This window comes from Streptomyces sp. Isolate_45 (assembly GCF_024721315.2).
Classification (GTDB): domain Bacteria; phylum Actinomycetota; class Actinomycetes; order Streptomycetales; family Streptomycetaceae; genus Streptomyces.
Map to the genome: position 1 here is coordinate 1 of NZ_JANFAK020000066.1, position 20,024 is coordinate 20,024.

General features: G+C 71.6%; 19 protein-coding genes and 1 pseudogene. 17 read left to right on the forward strand and 3 right to left on the reverse strand.

What is annotated here, in order from left to right; translation table 11 throughout:
* The first annotated feature begins 166 nt into the window (after positions 1-166).
* The 4 genes from NOD94_RS21455 to NOD94_RS21470 all read left to right on the forward strand — a co-directional run bounded on the left by NOD94_RS21455 (position 167) and on the right by NOD94_RS21470 (position 4,147).
* Entirely contained in the window at positions 167-1,426 is a 1,260-nt protein-coding gene (locus tag NOD94_RS21455) for an NAD(P)-binding domain-containing protein (protein WP_281207682.1), read from the forward strand.
* A gap of 38 nt (positions 1,427-1,464) precedes the next feature.
* On the forward strand, positions 1,465-1,785 hold the full coding sequence (locus tag NOD94_RS21460; protein ID WP_281207643.1) for a hypothetical protein: 321 nt from the start codon (positions 1,465-1,467) through the stop codon (positions 1,783-1,785).
* Between the two features lie 12 nt (positions 1,786-1,797).
* Positions 1,798-3,885, forward strand: a complete 2,088-nt coding sequence (locus tag NOD94_RS21465) for a SpoIIE family protein phosphatase (RefSeq protein ID WP_281207644.1) — start codon at positions 1,798-1,800, stop codon at positions 3,883-3,885.
* Between the two features lie 94 nt (positions 3,886-3,979).
* On the forward strand, positions 3,980-4,147 hold the full coding sequence (locus NOD94_RS21470; protein ID WP_281207645.1) for a hypothetical protein: 168 nt from the start codon (positions 3,980-3,982) through the stop codon (positions 4,145-4,147).
* 59 nt (positions 4,148-4,206) lie between these two features.
* Here NOD94_RS21470 and NOD94_RS21475 read toward each other — a convergent pair whose 3' ends face one another.
* Positions 4,207-4,656 carry a DUF6299 family protein gene (locus tag NOD94_RS21475; protein ID WP_281207646.1) on the reverse strand — a complete coding sequence of 150 codons (450 nt, stop codon included), beginning with the start codon at positions 4,654-4,656 and terminating at the stop codon, positions 4,207-4,209.
* 171 nt (positions 4,657-4,827) lie between these two features.
* Between NOD94_RS21475 and NOD94_RS21480 the strand changes: the two genes are divergently transcribed.
* Together NOD94_RS21480 and NOD94_RS21485 are read left to right on the forward strand one after the other, a co-directional pair.
* Positions 4,828-5,442, forward strand: a complete 615-nt coding sequence (locus NOD94_RS21480) for a hypothetical protein (protein WP_281207647.1) — start codon at positions 4,828-4,830, stop codon at positions 5,440-5,442.
* Positions 5,443-5,499: 57 nt separating this feature from the next.
* On the forward strand, positions 5,500-5,994 hold the full coding sequence (locus NOD94_RS21485; protein ID WP_281207648.1) for a DUF5949 family protein: 495 nt from the start codon (positions 5,500-5,502) through the stop codon (positions 5,992-5,994).
* Positions 5,995-6,130: 136 nt separating this feature from the next.
* Here NOD94_RS21485 and NOD94_RS21490 read toward each other — a convergent pair whose 3' ends face one another.
* Both NOD94_RS21490 and NOD94_RS21495 read right to left on the reverse strand, forming a co-directional pair.
* Positions 6,131-7,384 (reverse strand): cytochrome P450, encoded by a 1,254-nt coding sequence (locus NOD94_RS21490; protein WP_281207649.1) that lies wholly within the window; start codon positions 7,382-7,384, stop codon positions 6,131-6,133.
* 90 nt (positions 7,385-7,474) lie between these two features.
* Positions 7,475-8,641 (reverse strand): low temperature requirement protein A, encoded by a 1,167-nt coding sequence (locus NOD94_RS21495; protein ID WP_281207650.1) that lies wholly within the window; start codon positions 8,639-8,641, stop codon positions 7,475-7,477.
* 277 nt (positions 8,642-8,918) lie between these two features.
* On the opposite strand from NOD94_RS21495, the pseudogene NOD94_RS21500 reads away from it, so the two are divergent.
* The 11 genes and pseudogenes from NOD94_RS21500 to NOD94_RS21550 form a co-directional block, all read left to right on the forward strand.
* Positions 8,919-9,158: pseudogene (locus tag NOD94_RS21500) on the forward strand (hypothetical protein); the annotation flags it as partial.
* Positions 9,159-9,336: 178 nt separating this feature from the next.
* Complete coding sequence (locus NOD94_RS21505) at positions 9,337-9,519, forward strand: nitrite reductase (NAD(P)H) small subunit (RefSeq protein WP_281207651.1); 183 nt, start codon at positions 9,337-9,339, stop codon at positions 9,517-9,519.
* A gap of 132 nt (positions 9,520-9,651) precedes the next feature.
* Positions 9,652-11,058, forward strand: a complete 1,407-nt coding sequence (locus tag NOD94_RS21510; protein WP_281207652.1) for a NarK family nitrate/nitrite MFS transporter — start codon at positions 9,652-9,654, stop codon at positions 11,056-11,058.
* Between the two features lie 216 nt (positions 11,059-11,274).
* Entirely contained in the window at positions 11,275-11,418 is a 144-nt protein-coding gene (locus NOD94_RS21515; RefSeq protein ID WP_281207653.1) for a hypothetical protein, read from the forward strand.
* 218 nt (positions 11,419-11,636) lie between these two features.
* Complete coding sequence (gene pflB, locus NOD94_RS21520; protein ID WP_281207654.1) at positions 11,637-13,907, forward strand: formate C-acetyltransferase; 2,271 nt, start codon at positions 11,637-11,639, stop codon at positions 13,905-13,907.
* Positions 13,908-14,016: 109 nt separating this feature from the next.
* Entirely contained in the window at positions 14,017-14,877 is an 861-nt protein-coding gene (gene pflA, locus NOD94_RS21525; protein WP_281207655.1) for a pyruvate formate-lyase-activating protein, read from the forward strand.
* Positions 14,878-14,981: 104 nt separating this feature from the next.
* Positions 14,982-16,082, forward strand: coding sequence for an MFS transporter (locus tag NOD94_RS21530; RefSeq protein ID WP_281207656.1), 1,101 nt, complete (start codon positions 14,982-14,984; stop codon positions 16,080-16,082).
* Positions 16,079-18,397, forward strand: coding sequence for a molybdopterin oxidoreductase family protein (locus NOD94_RS21535; protein WP_281207657.1), 2,319 nt, complete (start codon positions 16,079-16,081; stop codon positions 18,395-18,397). The genes NOD94_RS21530 and NOD94_RS21535 overlap by 4 nt, the downstream gene beginning before the upstream one ends.
* A gap of 6 nt (positions 18,398-18,403) precedes the next feature.
* The gene (locus tag NOD94_RS21540; protein ID WP_281207658.1) at positions 18,404-19,003 is read left to right on the forward strand and encodes a 4Fe-4S dicluster domain-containing protein; all 600 of its coding nucleotides are present in this window, start codon (positions 18,404-18,406) and stop codon (positions 19,001-19,003) included.
* On the forward strand, positions 19,000-19,659 hold the full coding sequence (locus tag NOD94_RS21545) for a Rieske (2Fe-2S) protein (RefSeq protein ID WP_281207659.1): 660 nt from the start codon (positions 19,000-19,002) through the stop codon (positions 19,657-19,659). Before NOD94_RS21540 ends, NOD94_RS21545 begins: the two co-directional genes overlap by 4 nt.
* Positions 19,656-20,024: a hypothetical protein gene (locus NOD94_RS21550; protein ID WP_281207660.1), complete on the forward strand. Its 369-nt coding sequence runs from the start codon at positions 19,656-19,658 to the stop codon at positions 20,022-20,024. The genes NOD94_RS21545 and NOD94_RS21550 overlap by 4 nt, the downstream gene beginning before the upstream one ends.

A 20,024-nucleotide genomic window follows, 5' to 3' on the forward strand; every position in this document is an offset into this window, starting at 1 on the left:
GGCCGGCGCACGGCCCGCGCGGTCGTCCGGGCCCCCCGCCAGCGGGCGCAGCCCCCGGCGGCGTCCCGGCCGGCCCCTCCCGAGGCCTCGACGGAGCCGGACGAGCTGGTGACCCGGTGACGGCCGGGTTGGTGATGAGCGAGTCGGAGGAACTGCCGTGACGCGGATGGACGACCTCGTGGTGGTCGGCGCGGGACCGTACGGGCTGTCGATCGCCGCGCACGCCGCGGCGGCCGGGCTCGGCGTGCGGGTGCTGGGGCGGCCCATGGCCTCCTGGCGGGACCACATGCCCGAGGGCATGTTCCTCAAGTCGGAGCCCTGGTCCTCGAACCTCTCCGCGCCCGGCGGACGCCACACCCTGGGCGAGTACTGCGCGGGCCTCGGGGTGGCCGCCGAACACGGCAGCCCGCTGCCGATCGGCACGTTCAGCGCGTACGGGCTGTGGTTCGCCCGGCGGGCCGCGCCCGAGGTGGAGGAGGTGACCGTCACCGAGGTCACCCCGCAGGGCGAGGGGTTCCTGATCCGTACCGCCGAGGGACCCCCGCTCCTCGCCCGGACCGTGGCCCTGGCGGTCGGGGTGATGCCCTTCACCCGGTACCCCGAAATCCTGCGGGAACTGCCGCCCGGGCACGTCTCGCACAGCAGCGACCACCGTGACCTGGCCCGGTTCGCCGGTCTCGACGTGGCCGTCCTCGGGGCCGGGCAGGCCGCCCTGGAGACCGCCGCGCTGCTCGCGGAGGCGGGGGCCCGGCCGTCCCTGGTGGCCCGGCGCGCCCGGCTGAACTGGAACACCGTCCCGCAGCCCCTGGAGCGGCCGCTGAAGCGGTCCCTGCGCGAGCCCCACAGCGGCCTCGGCACGGGCTGGCGCAGCTGGGTGTGGTCGGAGCTGCCCTGGGCGGTACGGCGGCTGCCCGCGCCGACCCGGGAGCGGATCGCGGCCACGGCGCTGGGGCCCGCCGGGGCCTGGTGGCTGCGGGAGCGCTTCGAGCGGCGGGTGCCGGCGCTGCTGGGACACCGGTTGGAGCGGGCGACCGCGGTGGGCGGGCGGACCAGGCTCGGGCTGATCACGACCGCCGGCGAGTCCGTCGTACTGGAGACGGCCCACGTCGTCGCGGCGACCGGCTTCGCCCCCGACCTACGGCGGCTGGAACTCCTCGACGCCCGGCTGCGGGCCGCGCTGGAGACCGTGGGGGACGGCGGGACCCCGGAGCTGAGCGCCGGCTTCGAGTCGTCCTGGCCCGGCCTCTTCTTCGCGGGGCTGCTGACCGCTCCCTCATTCGGCCCTTCCATGCGATTCGTGCACGGCGCGGGGTTCACGGCGGGGAGACTGGTGAGAGGAGTCCGCAAGCGCCTCGGCGCCCGGGGTCCGCTGCCCGGCTCCACGGGCGGCGCCCGGGCCGACCGGGCCGCCGCCGGGCATCCGTAGACGTAACTGCGCCGAGATCCACCTGAGAGGGGTCCGCGATGGGAGCGGAGCGAGCACAGGGCGGCCGTGGCTGGGTGCGCATTCCCGCCAGCCGCGGCGAACAGCCCCCGGCGAGACCGGCCGCGGCCGCTCCGTACGGGGCTCCCGCGTACGGGGCTCCCGCCTACGGGGCCCCGGCGTACGGGGCGCCGGCCGCCGCGTCCCAGGGCCTCAGGTCCGGGGCGTATCCGTCCGGCGATCCGTGCGCGATCTACCTCTCCCTCGTCAAGCGTTGGCGGGAGGCCGGACGCACCCTCCCGGGGCATCCTGACGAGGAATGGGAGCGGCTGATCTCCCAGCCGTGCTGGCCCGGCCGTTAGGTGGTGTGTCTCTTGGCAGCGGCGGAGCGCGACGGATCCGAGCAGGGCCGGGAGATTCCCCTGACAGGCCCGGGCGAACGGCTCGCGCTGAACGGCATGGGCAGCTTCGAGTGGAACCTGGGCACCGGGACGCTCCTGCTGGACGCGGCCGGCCTGGCCGTCTTCGACCTGGAGCCGGAGGAGTTCGACGACACCCCGGAGGGCCTCGGGCTGCGGATCCCGGCCGACGACTCGGCCCGCCTGGCGGACACCGTGATCGAGGTCCTGGACGGCGGCGGGGAGACGTACGGCTCCTACTTCACCGTGCAGCGGCGCGACGGCCGCGACCAGTGGACGCACACCCAGGGCCGGGTGCTGCGCGACGCGGACGGCCGCCCCCTGCGGATCGTGGGGATCGTCCGGGACGCGACGGCCGAGCTGGCCCACGCCACCGTGCTGCGGAGGCTGGAGACGGCCCGCGCCCAGCAGGCCACCATCGTGCAGCGCACCACGGAGGCCCTGTCGCGGGCGGTGACGGTCGACGACGTGACGGCCGCCCTGACCGGCGCGGGCGCCCTGGAGCGGCTCGGCGCCGACGGTCTGGCGCTGGGCCTCGTCGAGAACGGCGCCATCAAGATCATCGCGTTGAGCGGTGAGACGCTGGAGATCCTCAGCGAACGGCAGTTCACCCGGCTGGACGGATCCCTGCCGCTGTCCCGGGCGGTCCTCACCCGCACGGCGCGCTTCGTCACCTCCCTCGCCGACCTCGCCGACGAGTTCCCCCTGCTGGCCGACTACCTGAGCCGGATCCGCTACGACGCCGCCGCCTACCTCCCCCTGATCGCCCAGGCCCAGGCCATCGGCGGCCTCGTGCTGTTCTACCGGCGGCGCACCGAGTTCAGCCCCGAGGAACGCAACCTGTGCCTCGGCCTGGCGGGCATCGTCGCCCAGTCCCTCCAACGGGCGCTGCTCTTCGACCAGGAACGGGAGTTCGCGACGGGACTCCAGGCCGCAATGCTGCCCCGCCGGATCCCGGAGATCACCGGCGGGGAGATCGCGGTCCGCTACCACTCCGCGTGGAGCGGGCGGGAGGTCGGCGGCGACTGGTACGACGTGATCGCGCTGCCCCGCGACCGCGTCGGGATCGTCGTCGGCGACGTGCAGGGCCACGACACGCACGCGGCGGCCATCATGGGGCAGCTGCGCATCGCGCTGCGCGCCTACGCGGGCGAGGGGCACTCACCGTCCACCGTGCTGGCGCGCGCCTCGCGCTTCCTCGCCGAGCTGGACACCGAACGCTTCGCCACCTGCATGTACGCGCAGGTGGACCTGGAGACCGGTGGCGTACGGGCCGTGCGCGCGGGCCACATCGGCCCGCTGATCCGCCACACGGACGGGCGTACCGGCTGGCCCAACGTGCGCGGCGGGCTGCCGCTCGGACTGGCCTCCCTCTTCGAACGGGAGGAGTTTCCCGAGACCCGTCTCGACCTGGTGCCCGGCGAAACCCTCGTGCTGTGCACGGACGGGCTCGTGGAGGAGCCCGGAACGGACATCAGTCAGGGCATGGACGCCCTCGCGCAAGCGGTGCGCAGCGGCCCGCAGGGGGCGGGGGCGCTCGCCGACCACCTCTCGGACCGGCTGTGGGAGCGCTGGGGCTCCGGCGACGACGTGGCCCTGCTCGTCCTGCGCCGGGCCCCGGACCCGGGCACCCACCGGGCGCCCCGGATCCACCAGTACGTCCACCAGGCCGACCCGGAAGGGCTCTCCGAGGCCCGCTACGCCCTGCGGCAGGCCCTGCGCGACTGGGGCATGCCCGAGCTGGCCGACGACGTGGAGCTGGCGGCCGGGGAACTGCTCGTCAACGCCCTCCTGCACACGGACGGCGGGGCGGTGCTGACCATGGAGGTGCTGCCGGAGCCGGTGCGGCGGATCCGACTGTGGGTCAAGGACCGCTCCAGCGTGTGGCCGCGGCGGCGCACCCCGGGCGAGGCGGCCACCACCGGGCGCGGACTGCTGCTGGTGGACGCGCTGGCCAGCCATTGGGGCGTGGAGTCCCGCGGGGACGGCAAGGCCGTCTGGTGCGAGTTCGACGTCGACCGCATCCGTCACGTCGGAGGGTGACCGGGCGCCTACGTCGGGTTGTGGGGTGTCGCGTGCGGGGTGATGATGCGGCCATGGAACGGAAGGTTTTGAAGGCTTCGCGACGGAACGCGCCGTGCGCCGCCTGAACCGGGGCGCGGTCACCGCGCTGTTGGCGGCCCTGCTGCTGGTGGCCGGGGTCCCCACGGTCGTGGACTGGACGACGGGGCGTCCGCACGCGGACCCCGGGTGCCAGACGGTGGCGTTCATGTCGATGACGGGCGTCGCGCCCGAGTGCCGGTAGCGGCGGCCACCGGCGGCTACCGGCGGCCACCGGACCGACGGGCGTGCGGACGGCAGCCCCTAACGGTGGCGGTCGTGCACCGTGATGTCCCGGGCGTCCTCGGCGACCGTGTCGACGGCCCGCGGCAGCATCCCGCCGCCGAAGTGGATCTCCTGGAGCTGGGCGACGGCCCGGGCGGCGCCCTCGTGCACGCCCCAGGTGCGGCCCGGCTTGCTCTCGGCCCGCCAGGGGTGCTCGTGACCGTCGCAGACGGCGTCGCCGGCGCCCATCGTCAGCCGGACGCCTTCCTGGATCACGGTCGCCTTGACCTGAACCGTCCCGACGGGTGACGCGGCCTCGCAGCTGTAGGTCCCGGAAAGGGTGATCCTGCCGTCCGGGGTGATGTGGGCATCCGACCGTACGGAAATCTCCTGATGGAAAACGGTCGCTTCCGCGGGAACGGCCAGTGCGGCGGTCGCGGCCAGTGCGGAGCAGGCCGTGAGGGCCAGTCGGATGGCGGTCGTACGCATTCTTCCTCCAGGTGGACGAGGGCGGCGGTATTCCGTCGGAACGCATTGTGCTGGCAGTTGGCGGGCAACTCGCTCCCTCCGCCCGTGTCGGTGTGTGCAAATGCCCGCTCGGGCGCGTGAGACTGGCCGCGATAAATTCCCGAAGATCGAAGATCCCCGAAGGGATCCCGTATGCGCAGCCTTTCCGCCCCCGCACTCGCCACCGCCGCCCTGCTCCCGCTCCTCCTGCTCGGCGCCACCGCCTGCTCGGGCGACGGCGAGGGCGCCGCGGTCGCCCCCGCCGCGGCGCCCGCCGTCCCCGTGGACGACGGAGCGCCCGGCGCCGATGAAGACCCGGCCGCGCCCGCGCGGGAGGTGAGGTCGGCCGCCGTGAAGGAAGCCCATGTGGGTGACCCCGTACGGGTGCGGGGGCGTGAGGTGGGCCGTCACCTCCAGGTGGTACTCGCCGCGTACGTGGACCCGGCGGTGAGCGTGGAGCCGAACTTCGTACCGCCCGCCGGGAAGCGCTGGGTGGCCGCCTCGATGTCGTTCGTCAACGTCGGCGGAGCCTCGTACGGGGCTCTCGGGCACATGTGGGCGCACGACACCGCGGGCAAGCGCCACCCCGTCGTGCGCACCGGTGAACTGACGACCGGCAAACCGCTCGTCTTCGATTCCCTGGAGGTCGGTGAGCGGGCCGAGGGCTGGGTCGTGTTCGAAATTCCGGAAAACGCGCGGATCGCACGGGTCCAGTACCAGGACGCGAACATGCAGGCGAATTCCGGAGGGGGTTTCTGGGAGGTCTAGCCCGGGCGGGTGAAAGGCCGTGAAAGGGTCGGGTGACGGCCCACTAAGGTGCGGCGCATGACTTCAACGCAAGCCGATATCGACCGGTCCCACCTCGGCACCCTTTCGGTGCTCGCCTGGATCGGCGACCCCTCCGAGGGGCACGACATCCCGTACCTCCTCGCCTACACCCTGGGCGACGGCCCCCAGGGCCGGGAGGCCGGCGAGACGGCCGCCCGCGGACTGCTGGAGGAGATCGGCCTGCCCATCGGCGACGTGGTCATGGACGGCACCCGCAACCCGCACAAGTTCGACGTGAAGGTCCTCCTCGCGGACAACCAGATCGCGCTGACCATGCCGGGGCTCAACGCGACCTGCACCGCGCCGCCGGAGTGGGTGGACGCCGCCAAGGAGAGCGGGCAGGCGTACTTCCTGTTCGCCACCCGCGCCTGGCCCGAGGCGGTCCCCGGCAAGCCCGTCTCCGCGGAGGTGCTGCAGGCGTTCGCCGGTGACGAGGAAGTGCTGACGAGCAGCGCGCACTGCGTCGTGACCGTGCAGAGCCTGCAGAAGTGACGGGGCGCGGCCCGCGGAAGTGATGCTGCGCGGCCCGCGGTAGCGGCGTCGGTGCTCGACGCGCGCCGCCCACCCGCTCCGGCCGCCGGGCTCCCAGCCTGCCCGGTGGCCGGTTCCGCCCGGCCGGCCCGGTGTGTCAGGGGCGTTCGAAGGCGAACCGCAGCGAACGCACCCGGTTGTCGAAGCTGGACCCGGCCAGATCCGGCAGGCCCACCGCCCGCAGGCCCACCGGGCGCGTGAGCAGCTCGCGGAACAGGGCCTTCATCTCCACCCGGGCGAGGTGCGCGCCCAGGCAGAAGTGCGGTCCGCCGCCACCGAAGCCCAGGTGGGGGTTGGGGGAGCGGGTGATGTCGAAGGCGTCCGGGTCCGGGAAGACGGCCTCGTCGCGGTTGGCGGAGGCGTAGTACAGCACCACCTTGTCGCCGGGCCTGAACGGCCTGCCGCCCAGGGTGTGTTCGGTGACGACCGTCCGGCGGAACTGGATGATGGGCGTCGAGTGCCGGATCATCTCGTCCACGGCGCCGTCCGCGTACTTCTCGAAGTCCGAGAGCAGCAGTTCCCGTTGCTCGGGGAAGTCGGTCAGCAGGGTCAGCCCGTGGGTGATGGCGTTGCGGGTGGTCTCCACCCCGGCGACCATCAACAGGGAAAAGAAAGCACCCAGTTGGCGGGCGCCGAGGGCCTGTCCGTCGACGTTCGCCGTGACCAGTGCGGAGATCAGGTCGTCCGTGGGGTGCCTGCGCCGCTCCCGGCCGATGCCGGCGACCATGCGCTGCATCCGCGCCAGCGCCCGCAGCCCGCGCCCGGGCATCCGCAGTCGGGCCGCCAGGCCCCGCTCGACGCCGATGTTCTCCGAGGCGTGGTTGACCCGGTCGGCGATCTCCGCCCGGTAGCGCTCCGGGATCCCCATCATGTTGCAGATGACCTCCAGCGGGAGCCGGGAGGCCACCGCCGAGACGAACTCGTCCGGCTCCTCGGCCAGTACGTCGTCCACGATGCGGGCCGCCACCGCGTGGATGTCCTCCTCCGCGGCCGCGAGCAGCCGGGGTGTGAACGCCCGCTGGACGATCTTGCGCAACTGTGCGTGGTCCGGGCCGTCCAGGTTGACCATCGAGTCCCCGAACAGGGCGCGCACCCAGCGGGCCGGCTCGGGCGTCGTGACGCCGGGCGCGCTGGCGAACACCTTCGGCAGCCGGCTCGCCTCCTGCACGTCCGCGTGCCGCACCAGGGCCCAGTGGCCCGCCCCCTCGGGGACGAACACCGGCGTGTCCAGGGCGCGCAGGCGGGCGAAGGCCGACAGCCGCCGGTCCGGGGGGAGCTGCCAGAACCCCGGGTCGGCGAGCTCCCCGCCGGGGTCGGCCGCGCCTGGGTGCCGTTGTGGGGGCAGTGTCATGGGCCCGTCCCTTCCTGTGTTGCCGCTCTGCTGAGCTGCCTGAGCTGCTGAACGGGTCCGGGGGCGCGGGGGTGACGGGTGCCGCGCCGTTCACCCGGCCGCGGTGCGGGCACCCGGACCGTGGTCGGCCAGGGTCTGGCCGACCACCACCGTGAGCGTCGCGACCAGGCCCGCCCAGAGGACCGCGTACGGGCCCGACCAGGTGCAGGCGAGGAGCGCCGCGGCGGACAACGGCAGTACCGACTGTTGGGCGGCGCCGCGCTTGAAGTAGCGGGAGTGCAGCAGCCACACCATCAGCAGGAACAGTGCCGAGGGGACGGTGACGGCGGCGTTGGCGGCCACCTGGGAGATGTGCGCCTTGCCGACCGCGTGCTCCACGGCGACCTCGATGCCCGCGCCGATCGCCGCCCCCGACAGGAAGACCAGCAGGTGCCCGTAGCCCCACGGGATGGCGTCGCGGTTGGAGTTGAGCCGGGTGTGCACCGGAACCGCGAAGTAGATCCACCACGCGGCGAAGACGATCAGCAGCCCGCCCGCGGCGATGGGCAGCAGCTCACCCAGGGCCTCGTGCTCGTCGAGCGCCGACTTCACGGCCACGGTGCTGGCGGCGATCGTCTCGCCGAGCACGATGATCGTGAACAGGCCGTACCGCTCCGCGATGTGGTGGGCGTGCCAGGGAGTCTGGTGGCCCCGCTCGGCCACCACCGGAACGAACAGTTCGGCCACCACCAGCACGAGGAACAGCCAGCGCTTGGAGTCCTCCGGGGCGAACAGCAGGGCCACCCAGCCCGCCTGGCACACCACCAGCCCCGCCGCGTAGGTGAGCGCGGCCTTGCGGGCCGGACCGCTCTCCCCGGCCGCCGCGCGCAACCACTGCGCGGTGAGCGCCACGCGCATGATGAGGTAGCCGATGACGGCCACGACCCAGTCGTTGTCGTCGAAGGCACGGCTCACGCCCGCCGCGTAGACGAGGACACCCGCGATCTGGACGAGCGTCGCGACCCGGTACGGCACGTCGTCGCAGTCGTAGGCGGAGGCGAACCACGTGAAGTTCATCCACGCCCACCACACGCCGAAGAAGACGAAGAAGTAGCCGATCACACCGGCCCCCGGATGCCCCTCCGCGAGGGAGTGCACCAGCCGCGCCCCGGCCTGAGCGATCGCGACGACGAAGCAGAGGTCGAAGAACAGCTCCAGCGGGGTCGCCGCCCGATGGTCCTCGTGGCGGCTGCGGGCGGTCATCGGTACGTACGTCATACCGCCCAGGACAGCAAAGCCGGGCTTCCCGGCAGGCGAGGCGCGCGGCCCGCGGTGCGCGGGTACCCCGGGCGGACTCCTGCGACTCGTACCGGTCCAGTACCAGCCGGGCGATCCGCGGTGGTCCGCCGGCGGCTCTGTGACCGCCCGGGCCCCGACGCCGGCCAGGGCCCGGGTGAACCGGCCCGGAGCCGGCAGGTGCGCGGCGACAGCGATCCGGCGGTGCCCGGCCTCCCGGAGGGCGGCGAGCCCCTCGGGGACGGTGGGCCCGGCCGAGGCCGACCTCCAGAAGGACGGCAGCCACTCCGTCGTCCCGCGCGTCGCGGGCGGCGAGATCACCGCCGAGCAGGTCATCGCGCTGGGCGAGGTGGCCGGTCAGGCCTACGGGAAGTCCCTGCGCGCCGTGAAGTCCTGTGTCGGCGCCCGCTTCTGCCGCTTCGGACAGGGCGACTCGATCAAACTCGCCATCGACCTGGAGCTGCGCTACCGGGGCCTGCGCACTCCGCACAAGTTCAAGGACGAGTGGCAGGCCGTCCTGGAGGACCCGGAGGCGCTGGAACGCTTCGGCCCGGTGGCTCCGGGGGCGGTGGCCCCGGGCAAGGCGGCCGAGGGCGGTCTGGAGCCGGGCCGGGGGCGTTCGGTGCGGCTCGCGGACGGCGCCGGGGCGGCCGTCTTCAAGGGACCGGGCCGGGGCGGTGTACGCGGTCGGGAACCGGGACCCCTTCTCCGGCGCCGACGTGATCTCGGACGGCATCGTGGGCTCGCGGGACGGGGTGCCGGTGGTGACGTCGCCGATGCGCAAACAGGTCTTCGACCTGCGCGCCGGCATCTGCCTGGACGACCCGCGGGTGTCCCTGCCGGTGGTCGCCCTGCGCTGATCCGCCGCCGAACGTCGTGTGGGCGACAGGACCTTGTCCTGCCGCCCACACGACGTTCGCCCCTGATGCGGGACGGTGGTGCGAGCGGAACCTGGATAGGTCAGGACCCTTCTCGACGTTCAGGATCACGCGATGAGTACCGCCACGCAGCAAGTGCCAGAGGTGCTGGCCGATCCGGCGCAGTACCGCCCCGGCCGCACCATCACCGAATGGACGCCGGAGGATCCGACCTTCTGGCGCACCACCGGCAAGAAGGTCGCGACCCGCAACCTGTGGATCGCCGTGCCGGCGCTGCTGGTCGCTTTCGTGGTGTGGCAGGTCTGGAGCATCACCGCGACGAACCTGAAGGACGTCGGCTTCGGCTTCTCCCAGTCGCAGCTGTTCTGGCTGACCGCCGTACCCGGCATCACCGGCGGTACCGCCCGCGTCTTCTACACCTTCCTCGGCCCCATGATCGGGCAGCGCCGCTTCACGGCGCTCTCGACGGTGGTGCTGATCGCGCCGCTGCTGTGGCTCGGCTTCGCGGTGCAGGACCCCAACACCTCCTACACCACGATGGTCGCGATCGCCGCGCTCTGCGGCATCGGCGGCGCGAACTTCTCCTCCTCGCTGGCCAACATCGGCTTCTTCTACCCGAAGCAGGAGAAGGGCAACGCGACCGGCATCAACGGCGGTCTCGGCAACCTGGGCGTCTCGGTGGTCCAACTGCTGACACCCATCCTGATCACCACCTCGGTGCTGGCGATCGGCGCGGGCCAGAAGAAGGCCGACGGCTCGGAGATCTACCTCCAGAACGCCGCCTTCGTGTGGGTCCCGGTCCTGATCGTCCTCGCCGCGATCGCCTGGTTCGGACAGAACGACCTGAAGGTCGCCTCCACCCCCTTCAGCCAGCAGAAGGTCATCTTCAAGCGCAAGCACAACTGGCTGATGACCTGGCTCTACGTCGGCACCTTCGGCTCCTTCATCGGCTTCGCCGCCGCCCTGCCGCTGCTCATCAAGACCACTTTCCCCGACTACTCCGTTGCCACGTACGCCTGGATGGGCCCGGCCCTCGGCGCCCTGGCGCGCTGGGCGGGTGGCTGGATCGCCGACAAGCTGGGCGGTGCCCGGGTCACGATCCTGTCCTTCGTCGGCATGGCCGTCTCGATCATCGGCGTGATCACCTTCCTGCCCGCCGGCTCCGACCACGGCTCCTTCTACGGCTTCTTCTTCTGCTTCCTGGCCGCGTTCTTCTTCTCGGGCATCGGCAACGGCTCGACCTTCCGCCAGATCCCGGTCATCTTCCGCGGCCAGCACCTGAAGGGCCTGACGGAGGGCACCCCGCAGTACGCGGCGGCGCTCAAGCAGGCGGAGATCGAGTCGGGTGCGGTGACCGGCTTCACCGCCGCAATCGCGGCCTACGGCTTCTTCTTCATCCCGGCGATGTTCGCGAACTTCGCGGTCACCAGCGCCATGTGGGGCTTCGTGGCCTTCTACGCCAGCTGCGTGGTCGTCGCCTGGTGGTTCTACGCCCGCAAGGGCGCGGAAGCCCCCAGCTAGGCCGTCCCGGCCGTCCCGGCCTTCCGGGTCGGCCCCCACTTCCGGCCTGCGGCCGGCCGGCACTGCCCGGCGCGACCGCGGGCCGGTCGGCGTCGGGGCTCCTGCCGCTCCTCGCGGCCCTGCCGCTCCGGCGACTCCCGGCGCCCGCTTCGCCCCCGCCCGACCCCTGATGCCGCTGGGGTTTGTGTTCGGCATTCCGGCCCCCTCCTGATCGCCGTGTGGCCCGCGGCCAACGGCTGGTTCCCGCTGCGGGCCCACGGGCCCTTCATCGCCGCCATCGACCACTCCTTCATGCTGCCGGGGCCGGTGACGACGTGCGTCGCGGTATCCACAGGCTTCGCCATGGTTCGGATCATCTGACTTTTCAGCCCGAAGTCCAGATTCTTGTGAATGGATTCACAAGCGCACGATGGACCTTCGGCCCGGCCGAAACGGCAGCTCAGGGCAGGTGTGGGCGATCAGGCGCCAGGAGTGACAGGACCTTCGGGCCCCAGCTCGGGACCAACGCGGCGCCAAATGATCGATCAAAAGGCGTGCAATGGAAGCAAGCAACGAGGCGACTGAAGAAGGTGCCGGCCATGACTGCCACCCCTGCGGAAACCACGAAGAGCGCGGAAGCCTGGGACGGCTTCAAGGGCGGTCTGTGGCGCGACTCCATGGACGTCCGCGACTTCATCCAGCAGAACTACACGCCGTACGAAGGCGACGACGCCTTCCTGGCCGGCCCCACCGAGCGGACCACCGCCGTGTGGAAGGCCATCACGGACAAGTTCCCCGAGGAGCGCGAGAAGGGCGTCTACGACGTCGCGCACGACATCCCCTCGACGATCACCGCGCACGCCCCCGGCTGGATCGACCGCGACAAGGACCTGATCGTCGGCCTTCAGACGGACGCCCCGCTCAAGCGCGCGATCATGCCCTACGGCGGCTGGCGCATGGTCGCGGGCGCCCTGGAGACCTACGGCTACCCGGTCTCCGACGACCTGGAGAAGGTCTTCACCGACTACCGCAAGACGCACAACGCCGGTGTCTTCGACGCCTACACCCCCGAGATCCGCGCCGCCCGCAAGGCCGGCATCGTCACGGGCCTCCCCGACGCCTACGGTCGCGGCCGCATCATCGGCGACTACCGCCGCGTGGCCCTCTACGGCGTCGACCGCCTCATCGCCTTCAAGAAGGAGGAGAAGGAGGAACTCAACGCCCTGCCCGCCGGCCCCCGTTCGCTGGAGGAGACGATCCGCCTGCGCGAGGAGCTCGCCGAGCAGATCCGCGCGCTCGCCGAACTCAAGGCGATGGCCGCCTCCTACGGGTACGACATCTCCGGGCCCGCCTCCACCGGCCGCGAGGCCATCCAGTGGCTGTACTTCGCCTACCTGGCCGCGGTGAAGGAGCAGAACGGCGCCGCCATGTCGCTGGGCCGCACCTCGACCTTCGTCGACGTGTACCTCCAGCGCGACATCGCGGCGGGCCTCCTCACCGAGGAGCGGGCCCAGGAGCTGGTCGACGACTTCATCATCAAGCTCCGCATCGTCCGCTTCCTGCGCACCCCGGAGTACGACGAGCTCTTCAGCGGCGACCCCACCTGGGTCACCGAATCGATCGCCGGCATGGGCGAGGACGGCCGCCCGCTGGTCACGAAGACCTCCTTCCGCTACCTCCAGACCCTCTACAACCTGGGTCCGGCCCCCGAGCCGAACATGACCGTCTTCTGGTCCCCCCGGCTGCCCCGGGGCTTCAAGGAGTTCTGCGCCCGCGTCTCGATCGACACCTCCTCGGTGCAGTACGAGTCCGACGAGCTGATGCTCCCGCGCTTCGGCGACGACACCGCCATCGCCTGCTGCGTCTCGGCGATGCCGGTCGGCAAGCAGATGCAGTTCTTCGGCGCCCGCGTGAACCTCGCCAAGACCCTGCTGTACGCGATCAACGGCGGCCGCGACGAGAAGTCCGGCGCCCAGGTCGGCCCGGAGACCGGTGCGCTCACCTCCGAGGTGCTGGACCACGGCCAGGTCATGGCGAAGTTCGACGAGCAGATGGAATGGCTCGCCGCGACCTACGTCCACGCCCTGAACGTCATCCACTACATGCACGACCGGTACGCCTACGAGCGCATCGAGATGGCCCTCCACGACCGCGACGTGCGCCGCACCATGGCCTGTGGCATCGCCGGCCTGTCCGTCGCCGCGGACTCCCTCTCGGCCATCAAGCACGCCAAGGTCACGGCCGTGCGCGACGAGACCGGCCTCGCCACCGACTACGTCATCGACGGTGACTACCCGGCCTACGGCAACAACGACGACCGCGTCGACGACATCGCCGTCCGGCTCGTCGAGGACTTCATGAAGAAGGTCCGCAAGCACGAGACCTACCGGGGCGCCGAGCACACCCAGTCCGTGCTGACGATCACCTCCAACGTCGTCTACGGCAAGAAGACCGGCAACACCCCGGACGGCCGCCGCGCCGGCGAGCCCTTCTCCCCGGGCGCCAACCCGATGAACGGCCGCGACACCCACGGCTACGTCACGTCGGCGCTGTCCGTCGCCAAGCTCCCCTACGAGGACGCCGAGGACGGCATCTCGCTGACCAACACCGTCACCCCCGACGCCCTCGGCCGCACCCCCGAGGAGCGGATCAAGAACCTGGCGGGCGTCCTCGACGGCTACATGGCCGCCGACGGCTTCCACATGAACGTGAACGTGCTCAACCGCGACACGCTCATGGACGCCATGGAGCACCCGGAGAACCACCCGCAGCTGACCATCCGCGTCAGCGGATACGCGGTGAACTTCGTCCGGCTCACGCGGGACCAGCAGCTCGACGTGCTGAACCGCACCTTCCACGGCTCGTTGTAGAGCCCCCGTACCGCGCGGCCCGGGGCAGGTCCCTCACCCCTCACCCGGCCCCGGGACCGCGCGTCCCATCCGATCCCCACGGACACCGGCTCAGTCTGGAGCGCCCGCCATGACCGTCCTCTTCGGTACGAGCATCCCCGTCGGCCAGGCCCAGGCCCAGGTCCATGCCGCGGTCGGAGTCGCCACCGCCCCGGCCGCCGGCGCCGGCCGGACGCCGGCCGCCGCCGCGACGCGGCGGCCGAGCGAGGGCTCGGTGCACTCCTGGGACCTGTCCACCGGCGTCGACGGACCCGGGACGCGCTTCGTCACGTTCCTCGCGGGCTGTCCGCTGAGCTGCCTGTACTGCCACAACCCCGACACCATGCGGATGCGCAACGGCAAGCGCACCTCGGCCGACGAGGTCATCGCCGAGGCCGGCAAGTACACCCGGTTCATCGCCGCCTCGGGCGGCGGCGCCACCATCTCCGGCGGCGAACCCCTCCTCCAGCCCGTCTTCGCGGGCGAGCTGCTCCACCGCATGAAGAACGACCTCGGCCTGCACACCGCCCTCGACACATCCGGCTTCCTCGGCGCGCGCGCCACCGACGCCCTGCTGCGCGACGTGGACCTCGTCCTGCTCGACATCAAGTCCTGGGACCGGGCCACCTACCGCAAGGTCACCGGCCGCCCGCTGGAGCCCACCCTGGACTTCGCCCGGCGCCTCGCCGACCTCGGCAAGGAGGTGCACCTGCGGTTCGTCCTCGTCCCCGGTCTCACCGACGGGCGGGAGAACGTGGAGGGCGTCGCCGACTTCGCCGCCGCGCTCGGCAACGTCTCGCGGGTCGACGTCCTGCCCTTCCACAAGCTCGGCGAGAGCAAGTGGGAGGCCCTGGGCATGCCGTTCACCCTGCGCGACACCCCCTCGCCCGGCGCGGAGCAGGTCGCCGCGGCGAAGGCTGCGTTCGCCGCCCGCGGCCTGACGGCCGTCTGACCTGTCCGACCCGGCTCACCCGGCCCACCCGTCTGACCCGTTCGGACCAACCGAACTCCGGACACAAGAGGCTGAATCGGTATGAACCACCTAGCGTGGTGGCTGTGTCCGAGCCCACAGAAGTCATCGCCGAAGCCCCGCCACCGCCGCCCGGGGTGCCCGGCACCCCGCCGCCCGCCGGCCGGTCCGTCACCGCACGGGCCACCCTGGCGGGCGTCGTCGTGTCCCTGCTGCTCATCGCCGCGATCGTGCTCGGCAGCAGGCTCCTGAGGGACTTCGACTCCGCCCTGCTGCCGTACGCCGTCGCGACCGTCTTCCTGGCCTTCGGCGTGGCCTACCGCTACACGGTGTGGGTCTCGGCGCCCGGCGCGCGCCGCCTCTTCAAACGGGGCTTCGGAAGCTTCTTCTCGGCGGCCAACTTCAAGAAGGCGCCCACCGCGCTGCCGCGGATGATCGCCACCTACCTCGGCTTCCAGAAGTTCCTGGGCGCCCGCTCGCGCGGCCGCTGGGCCGCCCACCAGCTGATCTTCTGGGGCTGCCTGTTGGCCGCCGCGATCACCTTCCCGCTCACCTGGGGCTGGTTCACCTTCACCTCGGACAGCGGCGCGGGCCCCGGCTACGCGATGCGGGTCTGGGGGTTCAAGGTCCTCGGCTTCGACTCGCTGAGCGTCCTGGGCTGGCTGATGTTCCACGGCCTGGACATCGCCGCCGTCCTCGTCATCCCCGGAGCCTCGTACTTCCTGTGGCGCCGGATGAAGGACCGCGGCGCCATCACCGGCCAACGCTTCGCCTACGACCTGCTGCCGCTCATCTGCCTGATCGTCATCTCGGTGACCGGGCTGCTGCTGACCTTCTCGTCGATCTTCCTGCACGGCGGCGGCTACGAGTTCCTCGCGATCCTGCACATGGTGTCGGTGGTCTTCACCCTCATCTACATCCCCTTCGGGAAGTTCTTCCACATCGTCCAGCGGCCGGCCGCTGTCGGCATGCAGCTCTTCAAGTACACGGCCCGCCAGGACGAGCAGGTCTTCGCCTGCAAGCGCTGCGGGGAGCCCGTCGACACCGCCCCGTACGTGGAGAACCTGCGCGGCACGATGAAGGACCTGAAGCTCGACTTCGACGCCTGGGCCGAGTACTGCCCGCGCTGCAAGCGGGTGCTGCGCGGCAACGCCTACCTCACCCACGTCAAGAAGGGCTTCAAGTGACCGCGACGGACCCCGCCAGGACGGCCCCGCTGCCCCTCGACCCGTCCATCGCCCCGCCCGGCACCCGCAACTTCCGCGACGCCGGAGGCATCCCCGCCGACCAGTGGCACGCCGACCAGAACGGCGAGACGCTCGTCCCCACCCACTGCTGCTTCTGCGGAGTCCAGTGCGGGATGTACCTGCGCGTCGACAAGGGCGGCAAGGTCTTCGGCGTCGAGCCCCGCAACCACGACATCAACCGGATGCGGCTGTGCCCCAAGGGCATCAACGCCTACCAGCAGGTCAACCACCCCGACCGGCTGACCGCCCCGCTCATGCGCCGATCCCGGGACGAGGAGTTCCGCGAGTGCTCCTGGGACGAGGCGCTCGACTTCACCGTCTCCGAGGTCCGGCGCATCCAGGGCGAGCACGGCAACGACGCCTTCGGGCTGCTCGGCGGAGCCAGCCTCTACTCCGAGAAGACCTACCTCGTCGGCAAGTTCGGCCGGGTCGCCCTCAAGACCCGGCACGTGGACTACAACGGCCGCCTCTGCATGGTCAGCGCGGCCGGCGCCAACAAGCTCGCGTTCGGCATCGACCGGGCCGGGAACCCCTTCTCGGACATCCTCCTCACCGACTGCCTCCTGATCGCCGGGTCCAACGTGGGCGAGTGCTTCCCCGTGATGACCCAGTACGTGTGGGGAGCGCGCGACCGGGGCGCCTCGCTGATCGTCGTCGATCCCCGCGAGACCGCCGTCGCCCGCACCGCGGACATCCACGTCGCCCTCAAGCCCGGCACGGACTCGGCCTTCTTCAACGCCGTCCTGCACGTGATCGTCGCCGAGGGACTGACCGACGAGGGCTACCTCGCCGCCCACACCACCGGCTGGGAGGAGGTCCGCGAGAACGTCCAGGACTACCCGCCCGCCCGGGCGGCCGCGATCTGCGGGATCCCCGAGGAGCAGATCGTCCAGGTGGCCCGGACGTTCGGCCGGGCCGGCAACGCCATGGCCTTCCACGCCCGGGGCGTCGAGCACCACTCGCAGGGCGTCGAGAACTGCCTGTCCATCATCAACCTGTGCGTCGCCACCGGGAACCTCGGCAAGCCCGGGGCGGGCTACGGAACCATCACCGGGCAGGGCAACGGGCAGGGCGGCCGCGAGCACGGCCAGAAGTCGGACCTGCTGCCCGGCGGGCGCTCCATCATGAACGAGGAGCACCGCCGCCAGATCTGCCGGATCTGGGGCATCGAGGAGGCCGATCTGCCGCTCGCCGGAACCTCCATGATGGAAATGGTCTGGCAGATGCAGCGCCAGGAGATCCGCGGCCTCATCGGCATCTGCAACAACCCGTTCGTTTCCCTTCCCAACTACGGCGCGGTCAAGGACGGGTACGACACCCTCGAATTCCACGCCCAGTTCGACTTCTTCCTCTCCGAGACCGCCACAAACGCCCACGTCGTCTTCCCCGTCACGGTGTGGGCCGAGGACGAGGGCGTCATGGCCAACACCGAGGCCCGCGTCGTCAAGCACAACAAGGCGCAGGAACCGCCCGCGGGGGTGCGCACCGACACCTGGGTGATGTGCGAACTGGCCCGCCGCCTGGGCGTCGGCGACAAGTTCGACTTCGCCGGCTCGCGCGAGGTGTTCGAGGAACTGCGCGTCGCCTCCGCCGGCACCGTCAACGACTACTACGGCATCACCTACGAGCGGCTGGAGGAGACCGGCGGCATCATGTGGCCGTGCCCGTCCACCGACCACCCGGGCACCCCCCGGCTGTTCGAGGGCGGCAGGACCTACCACCCCGACGGGAAGGTCCACCTCCAGGTCGTCGAGTGGCACGCGCCGATGGACCCGTACACCGAGGAGTACCCGCTCTCCCTGACCACCGGACGCACCGTCGCGCACTTCCTGTCCGGGAACCAGACGCGCCGTCTGGGCGCGCTCGTGGAACAGACCCCGCGGCCCTGGGTGGAGGTCCACCCCTCGCACGGCTTCCGCAACGGCGAGCCGGTTCGGGTGGTCACCCGGCGCGGCAGCGAGGTCTTCCCGGCGCTGGTCACGGAGGCCATCCGCCCCGACACGGTCTTCATCCCCTACCACTGGCCCGTCCCGACGGCCGCGAACGCCCTGACCATCGACGCCCTCGACCCCCGCTCCAAGATCCCCGAGTACAAGGTGTGCGCCGCCCGCATCGAGTCCGCCGAGCGGATCGACGAGGTCCCGGCACCGCCCACGGCCCCCGGCCACGAGGCGTATCCGGAGACCCAGGTCTCCCGCACCGATCCCTTGCCGCCCACGTCCCCGCAGGGCCGTGGCACGGCCGAGAGGAGCTGACGCGCCATGATGGGCCGCACGATCTTCATCGACCCGGGCCGTTGCATCGGCTGCCAGGCCTGCGTCTCCGCCTGCCGCGAATGCGATTCGCACCGCGGCAAGTCGATGATCCACCTGGACTACACCGACCCCGGCATGTCGGTGGCCTCCCTCCCGACCGTCTGCATGCACTGCGAGGACCCGGTCGCGCCCTGCGCCGAGGTCTGCCCCGCCGACGCGATCCTCGTCACCGCCGACGGAGTGGTCCAACAGGCCGACACCTCCCGCTGCATCGGCTGCGCCAACTGCGTCAACGCCTGCCCGTTCGGCGTTCCCAAGATCGACCTCCAGGCGAAGCTCCAGATGAAGTGCAACCTCTGCTACGACCGCACCGCCTACGGCCTGGCCCCCATGTGCGCCACCGTCTGCCCGACCGGGGCGCTCTTCTACGGAACCCTCGAAGAACTCCAGGCCGAACGCCCCGGCGTACAGGTCGCCGACTCCTTCGTCTTCGGAGACGTCGTGGTCAGCACCGGCGTGGCGATGGTCGTACCCGCGGACAAGGTCCAGTGGCCCGTTCCCGGCGGCCTCCCCGTCGTCGAGGTCAACGGAGTGGATGTCCGATGAGCGTGACCCAACAGCCCTCACCCGGACCGGGACCCGAGTCCGACGGCGACACGGCCGCCGACCTGCTGCGCGACCGGATCAGCGCCGACTCCCTCACCACCCGCCGCGACTACCTGAGGATCGTCGCCACCGTCTCCGGCGGCCTGGCCATCGGCGGGGTCGGTGTCGCCGCCGGCATCCTGCACCGGCACGGCGACAGCGAGTCCCTGCCCGAGGCCAAGATGGTCACCGACGACCTGCCCCCGGGGCAGTCCGTGGCCTTCCGCTTCCCCGGCGAGGAGGACCGGGCCCTGGCCGTCCGGCTGTCCGACGGCAGCCTCGTCGGCTACTCCGCCGTCTGCACCCACCTGGCCTGCGGTGTGCTCTGGCGCGAGGACCGTGGAGCCGACGGGGAGTTGTACTGCCCTTGCCACGAAGGTGTCTTCGACGCCCGCACCGGTGAGGTGACGGCCGGGCCACCGCCCCGACCCCTCCCCAGGATCATCATGACCGAGCAGGCCGACGGCAGTGTCTGGGCCGTCGCCACCGCCCGGTCGGGAGAGCCGTCCCAGGAAGCCCTGTGCCGGCAGTTCGGCGAGTCCCGACCGGAGATGGCCCAGCGCCTGGGCTGCCCCGCGGCGGACCGTGCCACCACGACCGAGAGCAGACGGACGTGAGCGACGAACCCCTGCCTCCGCGCCCCGCCCACCGGCCCGGGAGCGCCGAGCCCCGGCTGAACCGCCCGGTGCGCGAGCGGTATCCGCAGATCCGCCCCACCAGCGGTTACGGCGACCCGCGGATCCGGCACACCGGCCCCGGCCCCGGAGCCGGCACCGAACAGGAGCCGGAGCGCTCCTCGAAGCTCAACGCACGGCTCGCCCTGGCCCTCACCGTCGTCATCGGGCAGCTCTGGGCGCTGACCGTCACCGTCAACGAGTGGATGAAGGGGAACACCGGCACGGCGTGGTGGGGGGCGGGATTCCTGGTCCTGTCCTTCCTCGTCGTGATCGGTCTGTGGCTCCTCGACCCGAAGGACCGATGA

What these genes read in the sequence shown, in the direction of transcription:
- NOD94_RS21455 (WP_281207682.1), top strand. Translation starts at nt 167, where the DNA reads ATGGACGACCTCGTGGTGGTCGGCGCGGGACCGTACGGGCTGTCGATC.
- NOD94_RS21460 (WP_281207643.1), top strand. Translation starts at nt 1,465, where the DNA reads ATGGGAGCGGAGCGAGCACAGGGCGGCCGTGGCTGGGTGCGCATTCCC.
- NOD94_RS21475 (WP_281207646.1), bottom strand. Translation starts at nt 4,656, where the DNA reads ATGCGTACGACCGCCATCCGACTGGCCCTCACGGCCTGCTCCGCACTG.
- NOD94_RS21480 (WP_281207647.1), top strand. Translation starts at nt 4,828, where the DNA reads ATGCGCAGCCTTTCCGCCCCCGCACTCGCCACCGCCGCCCTGCTCCCG.
- NOD94_RS21485 (WP_281207648.1), top strand. Translation starts at nt 5,500, where the DNA reads ATGACTTCAACGCAAGCCGATATCGACCGGTCCCACCTCGGCACCCTT.
- NOD94_RS21490 (WP_281207649.1), bottom strand. Translation starts at nt 7,384, where the DNA reads ATGACACTGCCCCCACAACGGCACCCAGGCGCGGCCGACCCCGGCGGG.
- NOD94_RS21495 (WP_281207650.1), bottom strand. Translation starts at nt 8,641, where the DNA reads ATGACGTACGTACCGATGACCGCCCGCAGCCGCCACGAGGACCATCGG.
- NOD94_RS21510 (WP_281207652.1), top strand. Translation starts at nt 9,652, where the DNA reads ATGAGTACCGCCACGCAGCAAGTGCCAGAGGTGCTGGCCGATCCGGCG.
- pflB (WP_281207654.1), top strand. Translation starts at nt 11,637, where the DNA reads ATGACTGCCACCCCTGCGGAAACCACGAAGAGCGCGGAAGCCTGGGAC.
- pflA (WP_281207655.1), top strand. Translation starts at nt 14,017, where the DNA reads ATGACCGTCCTCTTCGGTACGAGCATCCCCGTCGGCCAGGCCCAGGCC.
- NOD94_RS21540 (WP_281207658.1), top strand. Translation starts at nt 18,404, where the DNA reads ATGATGGGCCGCACGATCTTCATCGACCCGGGCCGTTGCATCGGCTGC.
- NOD94_RS21545 (WP_281207659.1), top strand. Translation starts at nt 19,000, where the DNA reads ATGAGCGTGACCCAACAGCCCTCACCCGGACCGGGACCCGAGTCCGAC.